Consider the following 20,907-nt stretch of genomic DNA (forward strand, 5'->3'; position numbering starts at 1 on the left):
GGTTAACCTCTGCCGCGTGACCGAAGATCAGCCACATCAGTTCGAACGCGGCACCGACGGACCGAAAGTGATCGTCGTCGGTGTCGACGGATCCGATTCCTCGTTCCGCGCGGCGGCCTACGCAGGGGGCCTGGCCCGCAGGCAGCGCGCGCTGCTCGCCGTGGTCTACGTGCAGCCCGTGATGACGAGCGGGGCCGCGCTCGGGGTGCCCGTCGCCGAGACGACCGACGAGATCGCGGAGGGGCTCATCGCCTATATCCGCGAGGCCACGGAGCGGGTCAAGGGCATATACGACGTGCGCTGGGAGTTCCACACCTTCCGCGGCGACCCGTTCAACGGCCTGGTCACGGCCGCCGACGAGTTGAAGGCGGACGCGGTGGTCGTCGGCGCCTCGGAGCAGGCGGGCCACCGCATCGTCGGCTCGGTCGCCGTGCGTCTGGTGAAGGCGGGCCGCTGGCCGGTCACGGTCGTCCCGTAAAAATTTCCGTGGGTGCGCCCACGGCGCTGCTGTCTTCCGTCCCTGCCGCGGCAGGGGCATCATGATCGGCCGTCAGCCGTCGTCGCAGCAGCGAAGAGGTGAGGTCCCCATGACCGTCCCCCCGAAGATCTCGAGAGGGCAGGGCGTACTGCGCCGCAAGCCCATCGAGCAGATCGAGGACACGGAGTCCGGCGGAAAGCTCACCCGTTCCCTCGGCCTGTGGCAGCTCACCGCGATCGGTGTCGGCGGCATCATCGGCGCGGGCATCTTCACCCTCGCCGGCACCGTCGCGAACGGCACGGCGGGGCCCGCGGTCCTCGTCTCGTTCCTCATCGCGGGCATCGCGAGCGCCGCGGCCGCCCTGTCGTACGCGGAGTTCGCCGGGCTCATCCCGAAGGCCGGGTCCGCGTACACGTACGGCTACGCGGTCCTCGGTGAGCTCGTCGGCTGGTTCATCGGCTGGGACCTGCTCCTGGAGTACACGGCGATCGTCGCCGTCGTCGCGATCGGTATCTCCGGCTACTTCAGCTTCCTGCTGGGCGAGATGGGTCTCGACCTGCCCAGCTGGATGCTGGGCGCGCCGGGCACCGGCAGCGGCCACAAGGTCGACCTGTTCGCCGCGGCGCTGTGTCTGCTCATCGCGTGGCTGCTGAACATGGGCATGAAGAACGCGGCCCGCTTCGAGACTTTCGTGGTCATCCTCAAGGTGCTCGTCGTGCTGCTCGTCATCGGCGTCGGCGTCTTCCACATCAACTCGGACAACTACACGCCGTTCTTCCCGTTCGGCGTCAGCGGCGCGTTCACGGGCGCGGCCACGGTCTTCTTCGCGGTCTTCGGCTACGACGCGATGTCGACGGCGGCCGAGGAGTCGAAGGACGCGCAGCGCCACATGCCGAAGGCGATCATCTACTCGCTGATCATCTCGATGATCCTCTACGTGCTCGCCTGCCTGGTCCTGACCGGCATGCAGAACTACAAGGACATCGACCCGGAGAGCGGGTTCTCGACCGCGTTCAAGTCGGTGGGCCTGAGCGGCCTCGCGGACGTGATCGCGGTGGGCGCGATCATCGGCATCCTCACCGTGATGTTCACGTTCATGCTGGGCGTCACGCGCGTGTGGTTCGCCATGTCGCGCGACGGCCTGCTGCCGAAGTGGTTCGCGAAGACCCACCCGACGCGGCACGTGCCGACCCGCGTGACGTGGATCGTCGGCGTCGCCTCGGCGCTCATCGCCGGGTTCCTGCCGATCGGCGAGGCGGCCGAACTCACCAACATCGGCATCCTGTTGGCGTTCGTCGTGGTCTGCGTCGCGGTGATCGTGCTGCGCTACCGCCAGCCGGAGCTGCCGCGCACCTTCCGTACGCCGGCCATGCCCGTCGTGCCCGCGGTGGGCATCGTCTTCTCGATCTGGCTGATCACGTTCCTCCAGTGGCAGACGTGGGTGCGGTTCGCCGTGTGGTTCCTGATCGGTCTGGTCATCTACTTCGGCTACTCCTACCGGAAGTCCGAACTGGCCCGCACCTCCGACTGATTCGGCTGATTCGGCCGATTCCGCACTGGCGCGCCGGGGCTCCGCCCGTCCCGCTCGCCGCACCGCTCGTCGAGGGCTTCGCCCCGCCCGCCGCAGAGCCCCGCGCGTCCCCTGGGCGCGCGGGGCCCACTGCGTTGCCATACGGCCATGACGACGGCGTTCACGACACCCACGACGACGGAGGAGGACCTCGCCCAGGTCCAGCGGGAGCACGGCGGTCCGCTGTTCTCGTTCCTGCTGCGCCTGTGCGACGGTGACGCCCAGCGCGCGGAGGACCTGGTCCAGGAGACGTACGTACGCGCCTGGCAGCATCCGGAGGCCCTCGATCCGCGCTACGAGTCGGTGCGGCCCTGGCTGTTCACGGTCGGGCGGCGGCTCGCCATCGACGCCCGCAGGGCCCGGCTCTCGCGGCCCGCCGAGGTGGGCGACGCCGTCCTGGAGAACGCCCGCGTGTGCGCGGACCACGCGGAGCGTTCGGCGGCCGCGCTCGACGTGCGGGAGGCCGTGGCGACCCTCTCGCCCGAACACCGTGCGGTCCTGCTCGAGGTCTACTTCAGGGGCGCCAGTGTGGCGGAAGCCGCACGCGAGCTCGGCATCCCCACCGGTACGGTGAAGTCCCGTGCGTATTACGCGTTGCGGGCGTTGCGGCGGGTCCTTCCGGGTTATGCATCCGACCTGCGATGAAACCGAGGTCCGGGTCAAGCATCGGTAAAGCGCCTTGCTCCGCACCCCCTTTCCTCGGTTGAGTAATCCGCTGTCCTCCCCGGTGAGTCGATACGGGTGGGTCCGGGGGCCGAAGCAGCACGCGGACCGGAGGAAGGCAGGAAGGCGATGCGGTACGGGAGCGATGAGGGCACGGACGGCATGTCCGGCGCCGAGGGTGGACCGGGCGGCGGACTCGTCGTCCCCATGGCGTGGTTGTACGCGGAGTACATCGCGGACGAGTTGTTGCGGACGGGCGACCTGATGCCCCCCACGTCCTTCGAGTTCAAGGCGGGGCGGGACGCGCTCGCGCTGACGATCTTCCTGTCCGACGCGGGTGACGAACTGTCCGGGATCCGCGTCGTGTCCCAGCTGGAGAACTGGCTGTCGCTGACGGCGTACGACCAGCCGTGGCAGTCGTGGGTCCGGGACCGCTTCACGGAGCGGCTCGACCAGGACGCGCTCGCGCGGCGGCCCTCGCCCGATCTGCTGCTCGCCGAGGCGGCGTGGAGATGGCTGGAGGAGACCGAGCTGCTCGCCCCCGACCTGGACGCGGTGCCCGTGCCGGACGAGGAGGACGGTCCGCAGGTGTGGACTCCGGCGTGGCAACTCGGCTTACCGCTCGGCCACTTGGCGATCTCGCTGTTCTAGGCCCCGCGCCCGTAACTCGTCTACGGCGCGTACACGCCCGCCCGGTACTTCGGGATACGGATGGTGATCTTCATGCCCGCGCCCTCCGCGGTCTCGATCACCAGGCCGTACGCGTCGCCGAAGACCTGGCGGAGGCGTTCGTCGACGTTCGACAGGCCGATGCCGCGCCCCTGGCCGCCCTCGCCGCGCAGGATCGCCCGGAGTTCGCCGGGGTTCATGCCGACGCCGTCGTCCTCGATGACGACCTCGGCCTCGGCGCCCGCGTCGGTGGCGCCGATCGAGATGCGGCTGCGGGTGACGGCGCCCTCCAGGCCGTGCTTGACCGCGTTCTCGACGAGCGGCTGAAGACACAGGAACGGCAGCGTGACCGGGAGGACCTCCGGAGCGATCTGGAGGGTGACGGAGAGCCGGTCACCGAAGCGGGCGCGCACCAGCGCCAGGTACTGGTCGATGGAGTGGAGTTCGTCGGCGAGCGTGGTGAAGTCGCCGTGGCGGCGGAACGAGTAGCGGGTGAAGTCGGCGAATTCCAGGAGGAGTTCGCGGGCCCGCTCGGGATCCGTGCGGACGAACGAGGCGATCGCCGCGAGGGAGTTGAAGATGAAGTGCGGCGAGATCTGCGCGCGCAGCGCCTTGATCTCCGCCTCGATGAGGCGGGTGCGGGAGCGGTCCAGTTCGGCGAGTTCGAGCTGGACCGACACCCAGCGGGCGACCTCGTCGGTGGCGCGGGCCAGCACCGCGGACTCGCGGGCCGCGTAGGCGACGACGGCCCCGAGCACCCGGCCGTCCGCGACCACGGGCGCCGCCACCGCCCACCGCAGCGGGCAGTCGTCGTTCGGGCAGCCGCAGCCGAACGCGGCGCTGCGGCCCCCGGCCAGCACCGGGCCCACTCGCTCCATCACCTGGGCGGCGTGGGCGTGTTCGGCCGCCCCGTCCCAGGCGAGGACCGTGGAGCGGTTGGTGACGGCGAGGGCGTCGGTGCCGAGCAGCGTGCGCAGGCGGCGCGCGGACTTGCGGGCGGTGTCCTCGGTGAGGCCCGCGCGCAGGGCCGGGGCGGCGAGCGAGGCGGTGTGCAGGGTCTCGAAGGTGGCGCGCTCCACGGGCGTGCCGACGTCGCTGCGTCCGTCCGGATGCGCGGTACGCCGCCCGAGCAGGAACCCGGCGCCGAGCAGGAGGGGGCACAGGGCGATGAGGACCGCGGTGACGGTGCCGCTCACTCGGGATCGCCTCCCGTCTCCCCCGCCCGGGCCCGCGGCGCCTGCTCACCCAGTGCCGTGCGGCCCCGCCCGGCCGCCCCCAGCGACTCCGGGAGGTGCAGCCGCGTCATCGTCGCCGTCGTGTGCGGCGGGATCGCGTCCCGCGTGGCCAGGGACACCAGGATCATCGCCAGGAAGCCGACGGGCACCGACCACACGGCCGGCCAGGCGAGCAGCGTGTGCAGCCAGCCGGACGTGACGGGACCGGCCACCGTCAGCGTCACCGCGACCAGGGCGGAGCCGCCCCCGAGGAACAGGCCCGCGAGCGCGCCCGGCGGGGTGAGGCGGCGCCACCAGATGCCCAGGATGAGCAGCGGGCAGAACGAGGACGCCGACACCGCGAACGCCATGCCGACCGCGTCCGCGACCGGCACCCCGTCCACCAGGAGCGCCCCGCCGAGCGGCATCGCGATCGCGAGCAGCACGGCGAGCCTGAAGTGCCGTACCCCGCGGGCTTGGAGCACGTCCTGGCTGACGACCCCGGCGACCGCCATCGTCAGCCCCGACGCCGTGGACAGGAACGCCGCGAACGCGCCGCCCGCCACCAGCGCGCCGAGGAGGTCGCCCGCCACCCCGTCGAAGACCCGCCCCGGCAGCAGCAGCACGGTGGCGTCGGCGTCCTGGGTGGCGGTGAGTTCGGGCGCGTACAGGCGGCCCAGCCAGCCGTACACGGGCGGCAGCAGATAGAAGAGGCCGATCAGGGCGAGGACCACGACGGTGGTGCGGCGGGCCGCGCGGCCGTTGGGGCTGGTGTAGAAGCGGACGACGACATGCGGCAGGCCCATCGTGCCGAGGAACGTGGCCACGATCAGGCCGTACGTGGCGTAGAGCGGGTGGTCGGCGCGGCTGGTGGCGAGCGGCTGGCCCGCGCCGACCCCGGCGGACGGCGGGGCGAGGGTCGCGGCCTCCGGTGGCGGGGCGCCCTCGCCGTGCCAGGCCAGCAGGAGAAAGAAGGCGGGCACCAGGAGCGCCGTGAGCTTGAGCCAGTACTGGAAGGCCTGGACGAAGGTGATCGAGCGCATGCCGCCCGCCGCGACCGCGAGCACCACGACCGCGGCGACGAGCGTCGCCCCGAACCAGCGGGGCGCCCCCGTGAGGATCTGCAACGTGAGGCCCGCGCCCTGGAGCTGGGGCACCAGGTACAGCCAGCCCGCCCCGACCACGAACAGGCTGACCACGCGCCGCACTTGGCGGGATTCGAGCCGGCCCTCTGCGAAGTCGGGCAGCGTGTACGCGCCCGAGCGGCGCAGCGGCGCCGCGACGAAGACGAGCAGCACCAGGTAGCCGGCCGTGTATCCGACCGAGTACCAGAGCATGTCCGGGCCGTGGATGAGGAGCAGCCCGGCGATGCCGAGGAAGGAGGCGGCCGACAGGTACTCGCCGCTGATCGCCGCCGCGTTGAGCCGGGGTCCCACCGTGCGGGACGCCACGTAGAAGTCGGACGTCGTGCGAGAGACGCGCAGGCCGAAGCCGCCGATGAGGACGGTGGCGAGGACGACGACGGCCACCGCCGGGATCGCGTACGCCTCGTTCACGGCGCTCCGTGGTCGTGCGCGTCGGCCGGGCGGCCGCGTACGAGGTCGGCGAAGTCGCGCTCGTTGCGCTCGGCGCGGCGCACGTACCACCAGGCGATGAGCACGAGGAAGGGGTAGCAGCCGAAGCCGAGGACGAGCCACTGGATGGGTGCGTTGCGCAGGGCGCCGAAGAACAGGGGCAGGGCTGCGACGGGGACGGCGAGGAGCATGAACGCGGTGATGCCTGCGCGGAGTTGGCTGCGCATGAGGGAGCGGACGTAGGCGGCGCCGAGGGTGGTCTGCTCGTCGATCTCCCATTGCGTACGGAGGCCCGCCGGGCCGGGGACCTGGCGGGGTTCGCCGGTCACGGTTTCGCGTTGCGGGAGATCGGGCACGGGCGGAGTTTAGGCAGGTGGGGTGGGCTGGGGGAAGGGGTGGCTCGCGGTTCCACGGGGGTGCGGTCACGGGGCTCTGCCCCGGACCCCGCTGCTCAATCGCCGCAGGGGCTTGATTTGCTGGACCGGCGCCGGAGTTGGATTTGCTCGACCCGCGCCGGAGCTTGAATTGCTCGGCCCGCGCCGGAAGGGGCTACGGTCTGCGCATCAGTAGTTCTCGTACCCGGCTCGCATGTCTGCGGCTCACCGCGATCTCCGCCGATCCGACCCGGACCGTCATGCCGCCCCCGTCCAGGCGGAGTTCGTCGATGCGGTGGAGGGCGACGAGGTGGCTGCGGTGGACGCGGACGAAGCCGAGTTCCTGCCAGCGTTCCTCCAGGGTGCTGAGCGGTATCCGCACCAGGTGGCTGACGCCGTCCTCCGTGTGCAGGCGCGCGTAGTCGCCCTGCGCCTCGGCGTAGGTGATGTCGGCGATGGCCACGAGCCGGGTGACGCCGCCGAGTTCGACGGGGATGCGGTCCGCGACGGTGGCCGGGGGCGGGGCGCTGACCACGCGTTCGGCGACCCGGCCGACGGCTTCGGCCAGGCGCTCCCGGCGCACCGGTTTGAGCACGTAGTCGACGGCCTTCAGGTCGAAGGCCTTCACCGCGAAGTCCTCGTGGGCGGTGACGAAGACGACGAGCGGGGGCCGCGCGAAGCCCGCGAGCAGCCTGGCCACGTCGAGTCCCGTCAGGCCCGCCATCTGGATGTCGAGGAAGAGGACGTCGATCGCCCCGTCCCCGCCGGGCCCCTCCTCCAGGGCGTGGCCGATGCGGCGCAGCGCCTCGTTGGCGTCGGTGGCGCCCTCGGCGCTGCGTACGCGCGGGTCGGCCCGCAGGAGGTACAGGAGTTCGGCGAGGGCGGGTTCCTCGTCGTCGACGGCCAGTACGCGCAACATGCGGCGGAGTGTAATCGCGCGGTCGCTTGAATGAATCAGCCGCCTCCTGCGTACCGGTGGACGACAGCAGGAGGAAGGCATCATGTGGTCCCTGGAACGGCATCGCGACGTAGGCGCCTACGCGCTGGGGGTCCTCGACCCCGCGGAACGCTTCCGCTTCGAGGACCATCTGCCCGAGTGCGGCACGTGTGCGGCACTGGTCGGTGAACTGGCGCCCACGACGGGCGTGTTGGCCGTGTACGCGCGGGCGACGCCGCCGTGCGTGGAGGCGTTCGCCCGCCCGGCGCCCACCCTCCTCGACCGCGCCGTGGACCGGCTCGGCGCGCTGCACCGCAGGGCGCGGCGCCGGCTGTGGGGTGCGGCCGTCGCGGCGGTGCTGGTGCTCGCGGCGGCGGGGCAGGGAGTCGCGCTGCTCACCGGGATCGGTGCGGGTTCGGGGCACACGGCGACGCTGCGCGGCCACGACACGGGGACCGGTGTGGCGGCGACCGTGACGGCGGACGACCGGGACTGGGGCACACAAGTGGGCCTGGACGTCCGGGACTCGGGCGGGCCGCGGGTGTGCGAGCTGGTCGCGGTGAGCCGGGACGGTTCGGAGCAGACGGTGGGGACGTGGACGGTGCGCGGGGACGACGTGGCGCTGGACGGCGGCGTGGCGGCGCGGCCGGCGGACCTCGAGCGGTTCGAGGTGCGGGCGGACGACGGGGTGCCGCTGCTGTCGCTCCCGATGCGCTGAGCCCCTATTTGAGCAGGCGTGACATCCGCCGGTCCGCGAGCGGTTTGCCGCCCGTCTGGCAGGTCGGGCAGTACTGGAGCGAGCTGTCGCTGAAGGAGACCTCGCGGATCGTGTCCCCGCACACGGGGCACGCCTCACCGGTCCGCCCGTGCACGCGAAGACCGCTCTTCTTCTCGCCCTTCAGCTTGCCGGCGGCGACCCCTCGCGAGCGTTCCACGGCTCCGGTCAGCGTCGCCCGCATCGCCTCGTACAGGGTGTGCACGTCCTCGGTGCTCAGCCCGGAGGTCGGTTTGAACGGGGACATGCGGGCGGCGTGCAGGATCTCGTCGCTGTAGGCGTTGCCGATGCCCGCGATGAGCGACTGGTCGCGCAGGGCGCCCTTGATCTGGCGCCGTTCGCCCTTCAGCAGTCGCGCGAAGGCCGCCTCGTCGAAGTCGCCCGCGAGCGGGTCGGGTCCGAGGCGGGCGATGCCGGGGACGTCCGCGGGGTCCCGGACCACGTACACGGCGAGCTTCTTCGTGGTCCCGGCCTCGGTGAGGTCGAAGCCCTCGCCGGTCTCCAGGGCGACGCGCAGCGCGAGTGGTCCCTTGCCGGGCTTCGGCGGGCCGTCGGGCAGCCGCTCCTTCCAGTGCAGCCAGCCCGCGCGGGCCAGGTGCGTGACCAGGTGGGGGCCGTCCCCGGTGCTCACGTCCAGGAACTTGCCGTGCCGGGCCACGGCTGTGACGGTGCGGCCCTCCAGGGCGGTGGGCGGCGGGTCGTACGTCTTCAGGACGCTCACGGCGACCGGCAGGACGCGCACGATGTCGCGTCCCACCAGGTGCTCGGTGAGGAAGTCCTTGAGCGCTTCGACCTCGGGGAGCTCCGGCATGTCCGTCAGCCTCTCACTCGCGCGTGGGCACCACGAATTCGCACCAGACGCACTTGCCCCCGCCGCGCGCCTCCACGCCCCATACGTCGGCGAGCTGGTCGACGAGGAACAGGCCGCGTCCCGACACGCCGTCCTCGCCCGCCTCGCGGCGGCGCGGCAGGGCGCTGGAGGTGTCCTCCACGTCGACCCTGAGTCTTCGGTCGGCGCCGGTGAGGACGCGAAGGGTGACGATGGCGGGGCCTTCGGTGTGCATGAGGGCGTTGGTGATCATCTCGTCGGCGACGAGTTCGATCTCGTCGGCGTTCTCCTTCGCTCCCCAGGCGCGGACGGCGTGCCGGATCATGTGGCGGGCGGCCTTCAGCGCCTCCGGGTCACCCGGTGGCACGTGTTCGGTGAGCCGGCCGCCGCTCTGCACCGCGCCCGCGCCGCGGCGGCGCAGGAGCAGCAGCGCCACGTCGTCCTCGACGTCGCGTTCCTCGCACGAGGCGACGAGCCGGTCCGCGAGCTGGTCGAGGTCGTCCGGACCCGTGCCGATGAGCGTGGTGAGGGTCTGGAGCCCGTCGTCGAGGTCGGCGCCCGGCTGTTCGACGAGGCCGTCGGTGCACATCACCAGCGCCTCACCGGGGTCGAGCTCGGCGGCGGTCACCGGGTATTCGAGCCGCCCGAACTCCGCGGACAGGCCGAGCGGGAGCCCGCCCTCCACGGCGAGCCTGCGGCAGTTTCCGCCGGTCAGGCGCAGCAGCGGGTCGAGGTGTCCGGCCCGGACGAGCTGGACGACACCGGTCGACAGGTCGGCCTCCGCGTACAGGCAGGTCGCGAAGCGGTCGGTGTCGAGTTCGTGGAGGAAGGAGGAGGCGCGGGCCATGACGGTGGCGGGTGTGTGGCCCTCGGCGGCGTAGGCGCGCAGCACGATGCGCAGCTGGCCCATGACGGCGGCGGCGTGTGTGTCGTGTCCCTGTACGTCGCCGATGACCGCGCCGACCCGGCCGCCGGGCAGCGGGATCACGTCGTACCAGTCGCCGCCGATGTCCCGGCCGAGGGAGGCCGCGCGGTAGCGCACGGCGAGGTCGGCGCCCGGCACGTCCGGGATGGTGCGCGGCAGCATGGCCTGCTGAAGGCCCTGGGCGAGGTCCTTCTCCTGCTCGTAGAACATGGCGCGCTGGAGGCTCTGCGCGATGCTGCTGCCGAGTGCGACGAGGACGTTGCGCTCGGACTCGGTGAAGCCCTCGCGGTCGTGGTACAACAGGCCGACCGCGCCGATGGGCCGGGCCTGCGCGATGAGCGGCAGGTAGGCGGCGGACTTGATCTCCAGATGGGTGATGTGCGGCCACAGCTCCGGGAACGAGTCGGCGAATTCCCTGGCGGACTCGATGAAGCAGGGTTTGAGGGTGCGCACGACCTCGTTCATCGGGTACGGGGCGTTGACGCGGGTGATGCCGGTGCCCGGCACGAAGCTCCCCTGCGGCCCCTCCGCGACGAGTTGGATGCGTCCGCCCCTGACCAGGCCCATCACGAAGCTGGTGGCGCCGAGGTGCTCGATGCCGTGGGTGTCGCGCAGCACGTCGATGACGTCCTTGACGGTGCGGGCGTGCGCGAGGGCGGCGGTGGTGTTCTGCACGACGCTGGTCTCGCGGCGCCTGAGCGCCTGGCGTACCTCGCGCTCGCCCTGCACGGTGGCGTCGTTCAGCTCCTCGGTGGCGTCGCGCACGATGCCGACGATGCGGCGCGGCTTTCCGTGCTCGTCGCGGCGGATGTAGCCGCGGGTGTGGGTCCAGCGCATCTCGCCCGTGCGGGTGCGGACGCGGAAGTACGTTCCGTAGGTCTCGTCGCCGCTCTTGAGGGCCCGGGAGACGAGGGTGTCGAGCCGTCCGCCGTCGCCGGCCGGGACGCGCGAGGCGAGCGTGGCGGGGTGGTCGTCGTATTCCTCCGGCAGGATGTCGAAGACCTCGTGGGCCTGGGCGTCCATCGCCATGAGGCCGGTGTCGAGGTCCCAGTCGAAGCTGCCCATGCGCAGGCCCCGGCCGTAGGCCTCCAGAAATCCGCGTGGGGCATCCTCCGGGCCCTCCCCGCCTGGGGCGTTCCCGGGCTCCTCGCCGCCCCCGCTACCCGCGCCCATGGGCCCCACGCTAGGCCGAGCCCCCTTCACCCGCACGTCGTGACCTCGGCGGGAATCGGGGCACACACTGGAGGTATGGACTGGTTCGGCGCCACGGACTACTGGCTCGCACGCCTGGTGTTCCAGCGGGGCCTCGCCGCGCTCTACCTCGTCGCGTTCGTGGCGGCGGCGCTCCAGTTCAGGGCGCTGCTCGGGGAGCGCGGGCTGACGCCGATCCCCCGGTTCGTGGCGCGTGTGCCGTGGCGGGCCGCGCCCTCGCTGTTCCGGCTGCACTACTCGGACCGGTTCTTCGCCGGGTGCGCGTGGGGCGGCGCGGTGCTGGCGGCCGGGCTGCTCGCGGGGGTGGACGGGCTTGTGCCGCTGTGGGCGGCGATGCTGCTGTGGCTGGTGCCGTGGGCGCTGTATCTGTCGATCGTGAACGTGGGCCAGACCTGGTACGGCTTCGGCTGGGAGTCGCTGCTCCTCGAGGTCGGCTTCCTGGCGGTGTTCCTGGGGAACGACGCGGTGGCGCCGCCGATCCTCGTGCTGTTCCTGCTGCGCTGGGTCCTGTTCCGCCTCGAATTCGGGGCCGGGCTGATCAAGATTCGCGGTGACGAGTGCTGGCGGAGGCTGACCTGCCTCGACTTCCACCACGAGACACAGCCCATGCCGAACCCGCTGAGCTGGTTCTTCCACCACCTGCCGCGCCCGCTGCACCGGGTGGAGGTCGCCGCCAACCACGTCACCCAGCTGGCGGTGCCCTTCCTCCTCTTCACGCCGCAGCCGGTCGCCACGTGGGCGGCGGCCCTGATGATCGTCACCCAGCTCTGGCTGGTCGCCTCGGGCAACTTCGCGTGGCTGAACTGGCTCGCGATCGTCGTGGCGGTCTCCGCGCTCGACCTGTCCGCACTGCACACACCGCCCGCGCTCCCCGCGGCGCCGCTCTGGTACGAGGTGGTGGTCATCGCCCTCACGGCGGGAGTGGCGGCGCTCAGCTACCGGCCGGTGCGCAATCTGCTCTCCCGGCGCCAGTCCATGAACCGCTCCTACGACTCCCTGCACCTGGTCAACACGTACGGGGCGTTCGGCTCAGTCGGGCGGGTCCGGCAGGAGATCGTGATCGAGGGCACGGCGGAGGAGGTGCCGCGCCCCGAATCGGGCTGGCTGGCCTACGAGTTCAAGGGGAAGCCGGGCGATCCGCGCCGGCTGCCGCGCCAGTTCGCGCCGTACCATCTGCGGCTCGACTGGATGATGTGGTTCGCCGCGCTCTCGCCCGCGTACGCCAGGTCCTGGTTCGAGACCCTGGTCGAGCGGCTCCTGGAGGGCGACCGGGACACGCTGCGGCTGCTGCGCCGCTCCCCCTTCCCCGCCGATGCGCCGCCCGTGCACATCCGGGCGCGCGTGTACCGCTACCGCTTCACGTCGTGGCGTGAGCTGCGGGAGACGGGGGCGTGGTGGGAGCGGACCTACGTACGGGAGTTCCTGCCGCCGACCCGGCTGAGGTAGACGCGGCGGGCGGTGTCCCCGAAGATGTCCGGGTCCTCGCCGCCCGCCAACTCCCGTGCCGTGTCCACGACTTGCTGGTAGGTGGCCGCGAGCGTGCACACCGGCCAGTCGGAGCCGAACATCACGCGGGCGGGACCGAAGGCGTCGATGACCGTGTCCGCGTACGGCCGCAGATGGTCGACGGTCCAGCCGGACCAGTCGGCCTCGGTGACCACGCCGGAGAGTTTGCAGACCGTGTTGGGGAGCGCGGCGAGGGCGCGGACGTCGTCCCGCCAGGGGTCGAGCTCCCCCGATGCGATGGGCGGCTTGCCCAAGTGGTCGAGCACGAAGGTGAGTTCAGGGTGTGTGGCGGCGGCCTTCAGGCAGGCCGGCAGCTGGTGCGGCAGGACCAGCAGGTCGTAGACGAGCCCGGCGTCCGCGACGGCGGCGAGTCCGCGCCGCACGTCGGGACGGAGCAGCCACTCGGGGTCGGGCTCACCCTGCACCTGGTGCCGGATGCCCACCAGGTGCCGCCCGCCCGGCAGTTCCCGCAGCCGGTCCAGGGTGTCGCGGACGCCGGGCCGGGTCAGATCGGTCCAGCCGACGACGCCCGCGACGAGGTCGCTGCGCTCGGCGAGGGCGAGGAACTCGGGCGTCTCCTCGGCGACGGTCACCGTCTGCACGAGCACGGTGGCGTCGACACCGGCCGCCCGCAGGTCGGGGGCCAGCTCGTCGATGGTGAACGTGCGGCGTATCGGGGCGAGTTCAGGTCCGGTGATCCAGTCCTGGTCGCGGACGGAGAGGTCCCAGACGTGGTGGTGCGCGTCGACGATCCCGGGTGTCATGGCAGCTCCCATACGACGGGCAGTCCGGCGTCGGCGCCTTCGGCGGAGTAGTCGTGGGCGACGTCGAGGAGTTCGTCCATGCGGGCCTGCCAGGCGATGTTCACGGGCAGCTTGTCGAGTTCGGCAAGCATGCGGGCGTAGTCCTCGCACTCGATGACGTGGAACAGATCGGTGCCGCTGCGCCAGATCGTCCACTGCCGCGCGCCCGCCGCCCGGATCGCGGCGACCAGTTCCTCGGGCACCTCGCGGTGGGCGGCCTCGTACGCGTCGACGAGGTCGGCGCGGACCTTGGTGTGCAGGGCGACTCTCACGTGTGCGGCTCCTGTTGTGACGGTACGGGCACGTCCGCCGGGAGGAGGTGCCGGTCGCGGGCCTCCTGCCAGAACGCGGCGGGCACGGGGGTGGTGAACTGCTGTGCCGTGTCGGCGACTTCGGCCGCCGAGCGGGTGCCGACGAGCACGCTGGTGACGCCCGGGTGCCCGAACGGGAAGGCGAGCGCGGCGGCGCGCAGGGTCGTGCCGTGCTGCTCGGCGAGGTCTTTGAACCTCCGGGCGCGGCGAAGGACCACGGGCGAGGCGAGCGCGTAGTCGAAGGTGCCGCCCTGCTTGGGGTCGGCGAGCAGTCCGGAGTTGAAGACTCCGCCGATGACGACGGAGACGCCGCGTTCGGCGGCCGTGGGCAGCAGCAGCTTCAGGGCGCGCTGGTCGAGCAGCGAGTAGCGGCCGGCGCACAGCACCACGTCCACATCGGTTTCGCGGACGAAGCGGGACAGCATCGCGGACTGGTTCATGCCCGCGCCGATGGCGCCGACGAGCCCTTCGCCGCGCAGCCGCTCCAGCTCCGGGTAGGCCTCTCCGAACGCCTCCTTCGCGTGGTCGTCGGGGTCGTGGATGTAGGCGACGTCGATGCGGTCGAGCCCGAGGCGGCCGAGGCTCTCCTCGATGGAGCGGCGCACACCGGCGGCGCTGAAGTCCCACACCCGGCGCGCGGTGGCGGGCACGGCGAAGCCGTGGGCACTGTCGTCGCCCACGGCCTCCCCGTTCGGGGACCGCTCGAGCAGGCGGCCGACCTTGGTGGACACGGTGTACGAGCCCGTGGGCCGGGTCCGTAGAAACTCGCCGATCCGGCGCTCGGACAGGCCGAGGCCGTAGTGCGGCGCCGTGTCGAAGTAGCGCAGCCCCGCGTCCCAGGCCGCGTCCAGGGCGAGGTACGCCTCTTCGTCGCGGACGGGCGTGTAGAGGTTGCCGATGCCCGCGCCGCCGAAGCCGAGCGCAGTGACCGGGACGTCGCCGCGGCCGAGTGTGCTGGTGCGCATGCGGATCACTGTTCCACGGGGCGAAGCCGCAGCCCCTGCATGCCGCCGTCCACGGCGACGGACGTGCCGGTCGTCGCCCCGGACAGCGGGCTCGCCAAGTAGGCGATGGCGCCCGCGACTTCGGCAGCGGAGACCAGGCGCCCGGTGGGCTGGCGGGCTTCGAGGGCGGCGCGTTCGGCGGCCGGGTCGTCCGCCTTGTCGAGGAGCCGGCCGACCCAGGGGGTGTCGGCGGTGCCGGGGTTGACGCAGTTGACGCGGATGCCCTCGCGTATGTGGTCGGCGGCCATGGCGAGCGTGAGGGAGAGGACCGCACCCTTGGACGCCGCGTACAGAGCCCGCTGCGGCAACCCCGCCGTGGCGGCGATGGAGCAGGTGTTGACGATCGCCGCGTGCTCGGAGTCCCGGAGTGTGGGGAGCGCGGCCCGGGCCACGCGGACCATCCCGATGACGTTGACGTCGAGGACCCGGTGCCATTCGGCGTCGTCGTTGTCGGCGACGGTGCCCTGGGCGCCGATGCCCGCGTTGTTGACGAGTACGTCGAGCCCGCCGAGGTCGCCGGTCGCAGCGGCCACGGCGGCCCGCACGGCGGCGTCGTCGGTGACATCGGCGGCGTATCCGCGCAGCGGCTTCTCCACGTCGGTGATGTCGCGGTCGAGCACGGCGACGTCGGCGCCGCGCGCGGCGAGCAGCTCGGCGGTGGCCCGGCCGATGCCGGAGGCGCCGCCCGTGACGAGGGCCTTCAGGCCCGCGAAGTCCTGGACACTCTGGACGCTGGCGTCGCTCATGCGGCGGCTCCGTTCGGGTCGGTGGTGCCCTGTTCCTGCGCGGCGAGGCCCGCGAGGTCCTTAACCCAGAACTCGCCGTCCGGGTAGGTGAATTCGGCGATGGACGAGGCGTGCATGGTGGCGGAGAACCCGGGGGCCGCCGGGGCGGCGTAGTGGCCCTGACGGACGACGACCGGGTCGACGAAGTGTTCGTGCAGATGGTCGACGTACTCGATGACACGGTCCTCGGTGGTCCCCGACAGGGCGACGAAGTCGAACATCGACAGGTGCTGGACGAGTTCGCACAGGCCCACGCCGCCCGCGTGCGGGCAGACGGGGACGCCGAACTTCGCGGCGAGCAGCAGGATCGCCAGGTTCTCGTTGACGCCGCCGACGCGCGCGGCGTCGATCTGCAGGATGTCGATGGAACCGGCCTGGAGGAGCTGCTTGAAGACGACGCGGTTCTGCACGTGTTCGCCGGTGGCGACCTTCACCGGGGCGACACCACGGCGGATGGCCGCGTGGCCCAGGATGTCGTCCGGGCTGGTCGGCTCCTCCACCCAGTACGGCTCGAACTCGGCGAGGGCGTTGGTCCATTGGACGGCGTCGCCGACGTTCCAGCGCTGGTTGGCGTCGATGGCCATGCGGATGTCCGGGCCGACGACCGCGCGAGCGGTGCGGCAGCGGCGGATGTCGTCGTCGAGGTCGGCGCCGACCTTCAGCTTGATCTGGGTGAAGCCGTCGGCGACGGCCTGCCGGGCGAGGCGGGTGAGCTTCTCGTCGCTGTAGCCGAGCCAGCCGGGAGAGGTGGTGTAGCCGGGGTACCCACGCTCGACGAGGCGCGCGGTGCGCTCGGCGGCGCCCTGCCGCCCCGCCGTCAGCAGCTCCAGGGCCTCTTCGGGGGTGAGGGCGTCGGCGATGTAGCGGAAGTCGACCTGGGACACCAGCCACTCGGGGTCCGCCTCGGCGAGCAGCCGCCACAGCGGTTTGGCGGCACGCTTGGCGGCGAGGTCCCAGGCCGCGTTGACGACGGCGCCGATCGCCATGTGCATCACGCCCTTCTCGGGGCCCAGCCACCGCAGTTGGCTGTCGCCGATGAGGTCGCGGTTGAGGCTGCCGGGATCGGCGCACAGCGCGTCGAGCGGGCGGCCCACGACGTGGTGGCTCAGCGCGCGGATCGCGGCGACCTGGACGTCGTTGCCGCGCCCGATGGTGAAGGTGAACCCGTGCCCCTCGTGTCCGTCGGGGTCGTCGGTGCGCAGCACGACGTACGCGGCGGAGTAGTCGGGGTCGGGGTTCATGGCGTCGGAGCCGTCCAGCTCCCGGGAGGTCGGGAACCGGATGTCGTACGTGTCGACGGCGGTGACGCGGGGCGAGGTGGAGGACACGTGCTGCCTTTCGGGCGGGGGCGGAGGCACTGCGGGGTCAGTCCTGGGCGCGGCCGGTGGTGACTCGGGCGACCATGAGGGCGAGCAGGATGATTCCGCCGTAGATGGCCTGGATCCAGAAGGACGGCACCTGGGCGAGGGTCAGCATGTTCTGTACGACACCGAGCAGGAGTACGCCGGTCAGGGCGCCGAACATGGTGCCCTTGCCGCCGTCGAGGCTGATGCCTCCGATGACCGCGGCGGCGAACACCGTGAAGATCATGTTGTTGCCCTGGTTGGCGCTGATGGCACCCACGTATCCGGTCTGCATGATGCCTCCGACGGAGGCGAGGACGCCCGCGACCACGAAGACACCGAGCATGACCCGCTCGACGCGGATACCGGCGGCGCGCGCGGCCTCGGCGTTGCCGCCGATCGCGTACAGGGCGCGGCCCACGCGGTGGTACTTGAGGACGAGCCCCGCCACACCGAACGCGATTGCGGCGAACCACACCGACATCGGGACCCGCAGGAACGTAGAGGTGGCGAGCGCGAAGAACGCGTCGGGCATCCCGAACAGCGTCTTGCCCTTGGTCGCCCCGACGAGCAGTCCGCGCAGCACGATCAGCATCGCGAGGGTCACGATGAACGCGTTGAGCTTCAACTTGACGACGAGCACACCGTTGAAGGCACCGATGCACGCACCGGCCACGAGTACCGCCAACAGCGATACGGCGACGGGGAATTCGGTCCCGAACCCGGACTGTGCGACCGGCAGCACGAGCAGGGCGCCGAAGGCGGGCGCGATACCGACAACCGATTCGAGCGACAGGTCGAACTTGCCGCTGATGAGCACGAGCGACTCGGCGAGCACCACCATCGCGAGGGCGGCGGAGGAGCCGAGGATGGAGATGATGTTCTGCTCGGTGAGGAACGAGTCGTTGAGCACGGCGCCGAGGACGAGGAGCAGCAACAGGGCGGGAACAAGGGCGAGTTCGCGTGCGCGGCGGAGGAGGACGTTCTGGGCCGACCCGCGCTGTTTCGCCTGCCCTGTCGCCGACGCCTCGGGGCTCTGCCCCGGCCCCCGCGCCTCGATCGCCGGCGGGGCTTGATTACCTGACGTCACTGGAAACCCCCTCGATCGACGCGATCAATTCGTGGTCGGCCCACCCCGCGGCGTGCTCCGCAACAGCGCGCCCATGGAACAGAACAAGCACCCGGTCGCAGCGCCGCAGATCGTCGAGTTCGTCCGACACGACGAGGACCGCCGCGCCGTCGTCCCGCGCGCTGTCCACCCGCCGCAGCAGCGACTCCTTGGACTTCACGTCGACGCCGGCCGTCGGATTGATCAGCACGAGCAACCGCGGGTCAGAGGCGAGCGCACGGGCCATCACCACCTTCTGCGCATTGCCACCGGACAGATCGGAGACGGGCTGGTCGGGCCCCTCCGCATGGATGTCGAGCCGCTGGATGAGCTCACGGGCGAACCGCCGGCGGCTCTCCGTGCCGATGAACCCGCGCCGGCCGAGCCGCCCGAGAACCGACAGCGTGGAGTTGTCACCGATGGACATCCCGGTGACGAGCCCCTGGTCGTGCCGGTCACGCGGGACGCACCCCACACCCGCGGCGAGCGCGGCGGACACGTCCCCGAAGGGCAGCGGCCGCCCGTCGAGCCGGGCCGTGCCCGATGTGGGTGTGTGAAGCCCCGCCAGCGACTCCGCGAGCGCGATCTTGCCGCTGCCGCTGGAGCCCGCGAGCCCGACGACCTCGCCGCGCCGCACGGTCAGATCCACGTCCTCGTACGTGTCGGAGGTGAGCCCCGCCACCTCCAGGACGACTGGCTCGGCGGCCTCCTCGGCCGCCTGCTCGACGACCGCCTCCGCCGCGGCCGCCGCCTGCTCCGCGACCGCCTCCCCCGCCATCGCCTCGACGAGGGCGGGCCGCGGCAGTTCGGCGACCGGAGCGGTGGTGATCCAGCGGGCGTCGCGAAGCACGGTGACCGTCTGGCACACCTCGTACACCTCCTGGAGGTGGTGCGAGATGAACAGGAAGGTGACGCCCGATTCCTGGAGCGCCCGCATGCGGGCGAAGAGCCGCTCGATCTCGCGGTTGTCGAGCTGCGCGGTCGGCTCGTCGAGGACGATGAACCGGGCGCCGCCGCTCAACGCCCGCGCGATCTCGACCATTTGGCGGTCCTCGACCTTGAGGTCGGCGGTGCGTGCGCCGGGATCGACGCGCACGCCCCACGTGTCGAGCAGCTCCCGGGCCTCGGCGTCGAGCTTCTTCCAGCTGAAGAAGCCGCGCCGGGCACCCGGCTGCCGGTTCAGGAACAGGTTCTCCGCGACGGTCAACTCCGGGATGACCGTGGGCTTTTGGTAGACGCAGGCGACCTTCGCGCGCCACGCCTCCCGGTCGCCGAGCGGCGGTGCGGGCTGCCCGTCGAAGGTGAGCGTGCCCGCGTCGGCGGCCTGGAGTCCGGTGAGGACCTGGACGAGCGTGGACTTGCCCGCGCCGTTGCGCCCGACGAGCGCGTGGGACTCGCCCGCGCGCACCGTGAGCCGGCCGTCGGCGAGGGCGACCGTGGGCCCGTAGCGTTTGACGATGCCGTGGGCCTCGACCAAGGGCGGGGTGGCGGCGGTCATTTGACCGTGTTTCCCCACAGCTCGGAGTCGTCGACGTTCTTCTTGGTGACCAGCGGGGCGGGCAGCTGGTCCTCAAGGGTGCCGCTGGGCAGCTTCACGATCTTCGAGCCGTGGTCGGTGGGACCGGGCTTGAACTTCTTCCCCTGCATCGCCGCCTTGATGTAGTACATGCCGTACTTGGCGTACGTGTCGGCGGGCTGCGAGACCGTCGCGTCGATCTGGCCCTTGCGGATGGCGGCGAACTCCTGCGGGATGCCGTCGTTCGACACGATCGTGATGTGCTTGTCCGAACCCGCCTTCTCCAGCATCCCCTTGGACTTGAGGGTCTGGAGCGTCGGCGCGAGATAGACGCCGCCCGCCTGCATGTAGATCCCCTTGATGTCGGGGTTGGCGTTGAGGAGGGTGTCGAGCTTGGAGGCGGCGGTGTCCGACTCCCACTTCGCCGGGATCTCCAGGACCTTGAGCTTCGGATACTTCTCCTTCACGCAGTCCCGGAAGGCCTTGGACCGCTCACGCCCGTTCACCGACGCGAGATCGCCCATGATCTGGACGACCTTGCCGGACTTCACGTGGTCGCCGAGGTACTCGCAGGCCTTCTTGCCGTACGCGACGTTGTTGGCCCGTACGACCATGGCGACCTTGCCCTTGTCGGGCGCGACGTCCACGGCGACGACCGGCACGCCCTTGCGCTCGGCCTGGTCGAGCCCGGCGCCGATGGCGGCGCTGTCGAGCGGCGCGACGACGAGGCCCTTCACGCCCTGGTTGAGCTGGTTGTTGATGTCGGTGATCTGCTGCGAGGGGTCGCTGTTGGAGTTGACGGTCTTCAGCGCGTCCACGCCCTCGGACTTCGCCATCTTCGGCACGTAGTCGTTGTACGACTGCCAGAACGGCGAGGTCAGCAGCGGCAGGATGACACCCACCTTGCCCTTGCCGTCACCGGCTCCGCCGCCACCGCCCGCGCCGGCCGCGGTGTCCTTGGTGCTCCCGCAGGCGGCGAGGGCGAGGGCGGCGCAGCCGAGCAGGGCCACCGCGCTCAGCCCCCGCCTTCTGGAACTGCGGGCGCGCGAACTGCGGGTGCGCGCCGCCCTGTTCCCCCTGGTCGCTGTCTTCGAGTCCATCGTGGTGCCAGTCATCGGACTGCTCCTCGGCTCCTGAAGTCATGGGCGCGGCCGTTCCCCGCCCCTCCGGTTCCGGCCCGCGCCGAGATATTTATCAGACCACTTCGGCGCCCCAACACCCTTCGTAGGCAAGTTTTCTCGGTATTTACGCCCTCGGCGCCGCGAAGAGGTCCGACTTTCTCGGTAGTGGTCCGACCACCTGGCTGGTTAC

General features: G+C 71.5%; 20 protein-coding genes. 6 read left to right on the forward strand and 14 right to left on the reverse strand.

Translation table 11 applies throughout. The features are described 5' to 3' along the window. Nucleotides 1-16 precede the first annotated feature (16 nt). The 4 genes from ACOKM3_RS03695 to ACOKM3_RS03710 all read left to right on the forward strand — a co-directional run bounded on the left by ACOKM3_RS03695 (nucleotide 17) and on the right by ACOKM3_RS03710 (nucleotide 3,362). Complete coding sequence (locus ACOKM3_RS03695) at nucleotides 17-478, forward strand: universal stress protein (protein ID WP_426896828.1); 462 nt, start codon at nucleotides 17-19, stop codon at nucleotides 476-478. Between the two features lie 109 nt (nucleotides 479-587). Continuing rightward, nucleotides 588-2,009 (forward strand): amino acid permease, encoded by a 1,422-nt coding sequence (locus ACOKM3_RS03700; RefSeq protein WP_426896830.1) that lies wholly within the window; start codon nucleotides 588-590, stop codon nucleotides 2,007-2,009. A gap of 147 nt (nucleotides 2,010-2,156) precedes the next feature. Continuing rightward, on the forward strand, nucleotides 2,157-2,693 hold the full coding sequence (locus ACOKM3_RS03705; RefSeq protein ID WP_426896832.1) for a sigma-70 family RNA polymerase sigma factor: 537 nt from the start codon (nucleotides 2,157-2,159) through the stop codon (nucleotides 2,691-2,693). Between the two features lie 147 nt (nucleotides 2,694-2,840). Next, a complete protein-coding gene (locus ACOKM3_RS03710; RefSeq protein WP_404073213.1) occupies nucleotides 2,841-3,362 on the forward strand; it encodes a hypothetical protein in 522 nt (173 codons plus the stop codon). 20 nt (nucleotides 3,363-3,382) lie between these two features. On the opposite strand, the gene ACOKM3_RS03715 is transcribed toward ACOKM3_RS03710, so the two are convergent. The 4 genes from ACOKM3_RS03715 to ACOKM3_RS03730 all read right to left on the reverse strand — a co-directional run bounded on the left by ACOKM3_RS03715 (nucleotide 3,383) and on the right by ACOKM3_RS03730 (nucleotide 7,461). Then, the gene (locus ACOKM3_RS03715) at nucleotides 3,383-4,576 is read right to left on the reverse strand and encodes a sensor histidine kinase (protein ID WP_327665280.1); all 1,194 of its coding nucleotides are present in this window, start codon (nucleotides 4,574-4,576) and stop codon (nucleotides 3,383-3,385) included. After that, on the reverse strand, nucleotides 4,573-6,150 hold the full coding sequence (locus ACOKM3_RS03720; protein WP_426896834.1) for a sodium/solute symporter: 1,578 nt from the start codon (nucleotides 6,148-6,150) through the stop codon (nucleotides 4,573-4,575). Before ACOKM3_RS03720 ends, ACOKM3_RS03715 begins: the two co-directional genes overlap by 4 nt. Next, nucleotides 6,147-6,497, reverse strand: a complete 351-nt coding sequence (locus ACOKM3_RS03725) for a DUF485 domain-containing protein (protein ID WP_426906693.1) — start codon at nucleotides 6,495-6,497, stop codon at nucleotides 6,147-6,149. Before ACOKM3_RS03725 ends, ACOKM3_RS03720 begins: the two co-directional genes overlap by 4 nt. 220 nt (nucleotides 6,498-6,717) lie before the next feature. Then, nucleotides 6,718-7,461 (reverse strand): LytR/AlgR family response regulator transcription factor, encoded by a 744-nt coding sequence (locus ACOKM3_RS03730; protein WP_426896836.1) that lies wholly within the window; start codon nucleotides 7,459-7,461, stop codon nucleotides 6,718-6,720. Between the two features lie 82 nt (nucleotides 7,462-7,543). Between ACOKM3_RS03730 and ACOKM3_RS03735 the strand changes: the two genes are divergently transcribed. Then, nucleotides 7,544-8,197 carry a zf-HC2 domain-containing protein gene (locus ACOKM3_RS03735; RefSeq protein WP_426896838.1) on the forward strand — a complete coding sequence of 218 codons (654 nt, stop codon included), beginning with the start codon at nucleotides 7,544-7,546 and terminating at the stop codon, nucleotides 8,195-8,197. 4 nt (nucleotides 8,198-8,201) lie between these two features. Here the strand turns inward: ACOKM3_RS03735 and ACOKM3_RS03740 are convergent, their stop codons facing one another. Both ACOKM3_RS03740 and ACOKM3_RS03745 read right to left on the reverse strand, forming a co-directional pair. Further along, nucleotides 8,202-9,065 (reverse strand): Fpg/Nei family DNA glycosylase, encoded by an 864-nt coding sequence (locus ACOKM3_RS03740; RefSeq protein ID WP_426896840.1) that lies wholly within the window; start codon nucleotides 9,063-9,065, stop codon nucleotides 8,202-8,204. Nucleotides 9,066-9,078: 13 nt separating this feature from the next. Beyond that, nucleotides 9,079-11,181 carry a SpoIIE family protein phosphatase gene (locus ACOKM3_RS03745; RefSeq protein ID WP_426896842.1) on the reverse strand — a complete coding sequence of 701 codons (2,103 nt, stop codon included), beginning with the start codon at nucleotides 11,179-11,181 and terminating at the stop codon, nucleotides 9,079-9,081. A 75-nt stretch (nucleotides 11,182-11,256) separates the two neighbouring features. On the opposite strand from ACOKM3_RS03745, the gene ACOKM3_RS03750 reads away from it, so the two are divergent. Next, nucleotides 11,257-12,666 carry a lipase maturation factor family protein gene (locus tag ACOKM3_RS03750; RefSeq protein ID WP_426896844.1) on the forward strand — a complete coding sequence of 470 codons (1,410 nt, stop codon included), beginning with the start codon at nucleotides 11,257-11,259 and terminating at the stop codon, nucleotides 12,664-12,666. Here ACOKM3_RS03750 and ACOKM3_RS03755 read toward each other — a convergent pair. The 8 genes from ACOKM3_RS03755 to ACOKM3_RS03790 are packed head-to-tail and all read right to left on the reverse strand — an operon-like array spanning nucleotide 12,627 to nucleotide 20,711. Further along, entirely contained in the window at nucleotides 12,627-13,490 is an 864-nt protein-coding gene (locus tag ACOKM3_RS03755) for an amidohydrolase family protein (RefSeq protein WP_426896846.1), read from the reverse strand. The genes ACOKM3_RS03750 and ACOKM3_RS03755 overlap by 40 nt on opposite strands. Then, nucleotides 13,487-13,801 (reverse strand): L-rhamnose mutarotase, encoded by a 315-nt coding sequence (locus tag ACOKM3_RS03760; RefSeq protein WP_426896848.1) that lies wholly within the window; start codon nucleotides 13,799-13,801, stop codon nucleotides 13,487-13,489. The genes ACOKM3_RS03755 and ACOKM3_RS03760 overlap by 4 nt, the downstream gene beginning before the upstream one ends. Then, a complete protein-coding gene (locus ACOKM3_RS03765; protein WP_426896850.1) occupies nucleotides 13,798-14,805 on the reverse strand; it encodes an aldo/keto reductase in 1,008 nt (335 codons plus the stop codon). Before ACOKM3_RS03765 ends, ACOKM3_RS03760 begins: the two co-directional genes overlap by 4 nt. 5 nt (nucleotides 14,806-14,810) lie before the next feature. Further along, the gene (locus tag ACOKM3_RS03770; protein WP_426896851.1) at nucleotides 14,811-15,590 is read right to left on the reverse strand and encodes an SDR family NAD(P)-dependent oxidoreductase; all 780 of its coding nucleotides are present in this window, start codon (nucleotides 15,588-15,590) and stop codon (nucleotides 14,811-14,813) included. Beyond that, nucleotides 15,587-16,957, reverse strand: coding sequence for an L-fuconate dehydratase (locus tag ACOKM3_RS03775; RefSeq protein WP_426896853.1), 1,371 nt, complete (start codon nucleotides 16,955-16,957; stop codon nucleotides 15,587-15,589). The genes ACOKM3_RS03770 and ACOKM3_RS03775 overlap by 4 nt, the downstream gene beginning before the upstream one ends. Before the next feature lie 37 nt (nucleotides 16,958-16,994). Then, on the reverse strand, nucleotides 16,995-18,062 hold the full coding sequence (locus ACOKM3_RS03780; protein ID WP_426896855.1) for an ABC transporter permease: 1,068 nt from the start codon (nucleotides 18,060-18,062) through the stop codon (nucleotides 16,995-16,997). Further along, a complete protein-coding gene (locus ACOKM3_RS03785) occupies nucleotides 18,049-19,578 on the reverse strand; it encodes a sugar ABC transporter ATP-binding protein (RefSeq protein WP_426896857.1) in 1,530 nt (509 codons plus the stop codon). Before ACOKM3_RS03785 ends, ACOKM3_RS03780 begins: the two co-directional genes overlap by 14 nt. Further along, nucleotides 19,575-20,711, reverse strand: coding sequence for a sugar ABC transporter substrate-binding protein (locus ACOKM3_RS03790; RefSeq protein ID WP_426896859.1), 1,137 nt, complete (start codon nucleotides 20,709-20,711; stop codon nucleotides 19,575-19,577). Before ACOKM3_RS03790 ends, ACOKM3_RS03785 begins: the two co-directional genes overlap by 4 nt. Nucleotides 20,712-20,907: the final 196 nt, after the last annotated feature.

This window comes from Streptomyces nidicola (genome assembly GCF_050106155.1).
In the GTDB taxonomy this organism is placed as follows: Bacteria; Actinomycetota; Actinomycetes; order Streptomycetales; family Streptomycetaceae; genus Streptomyces.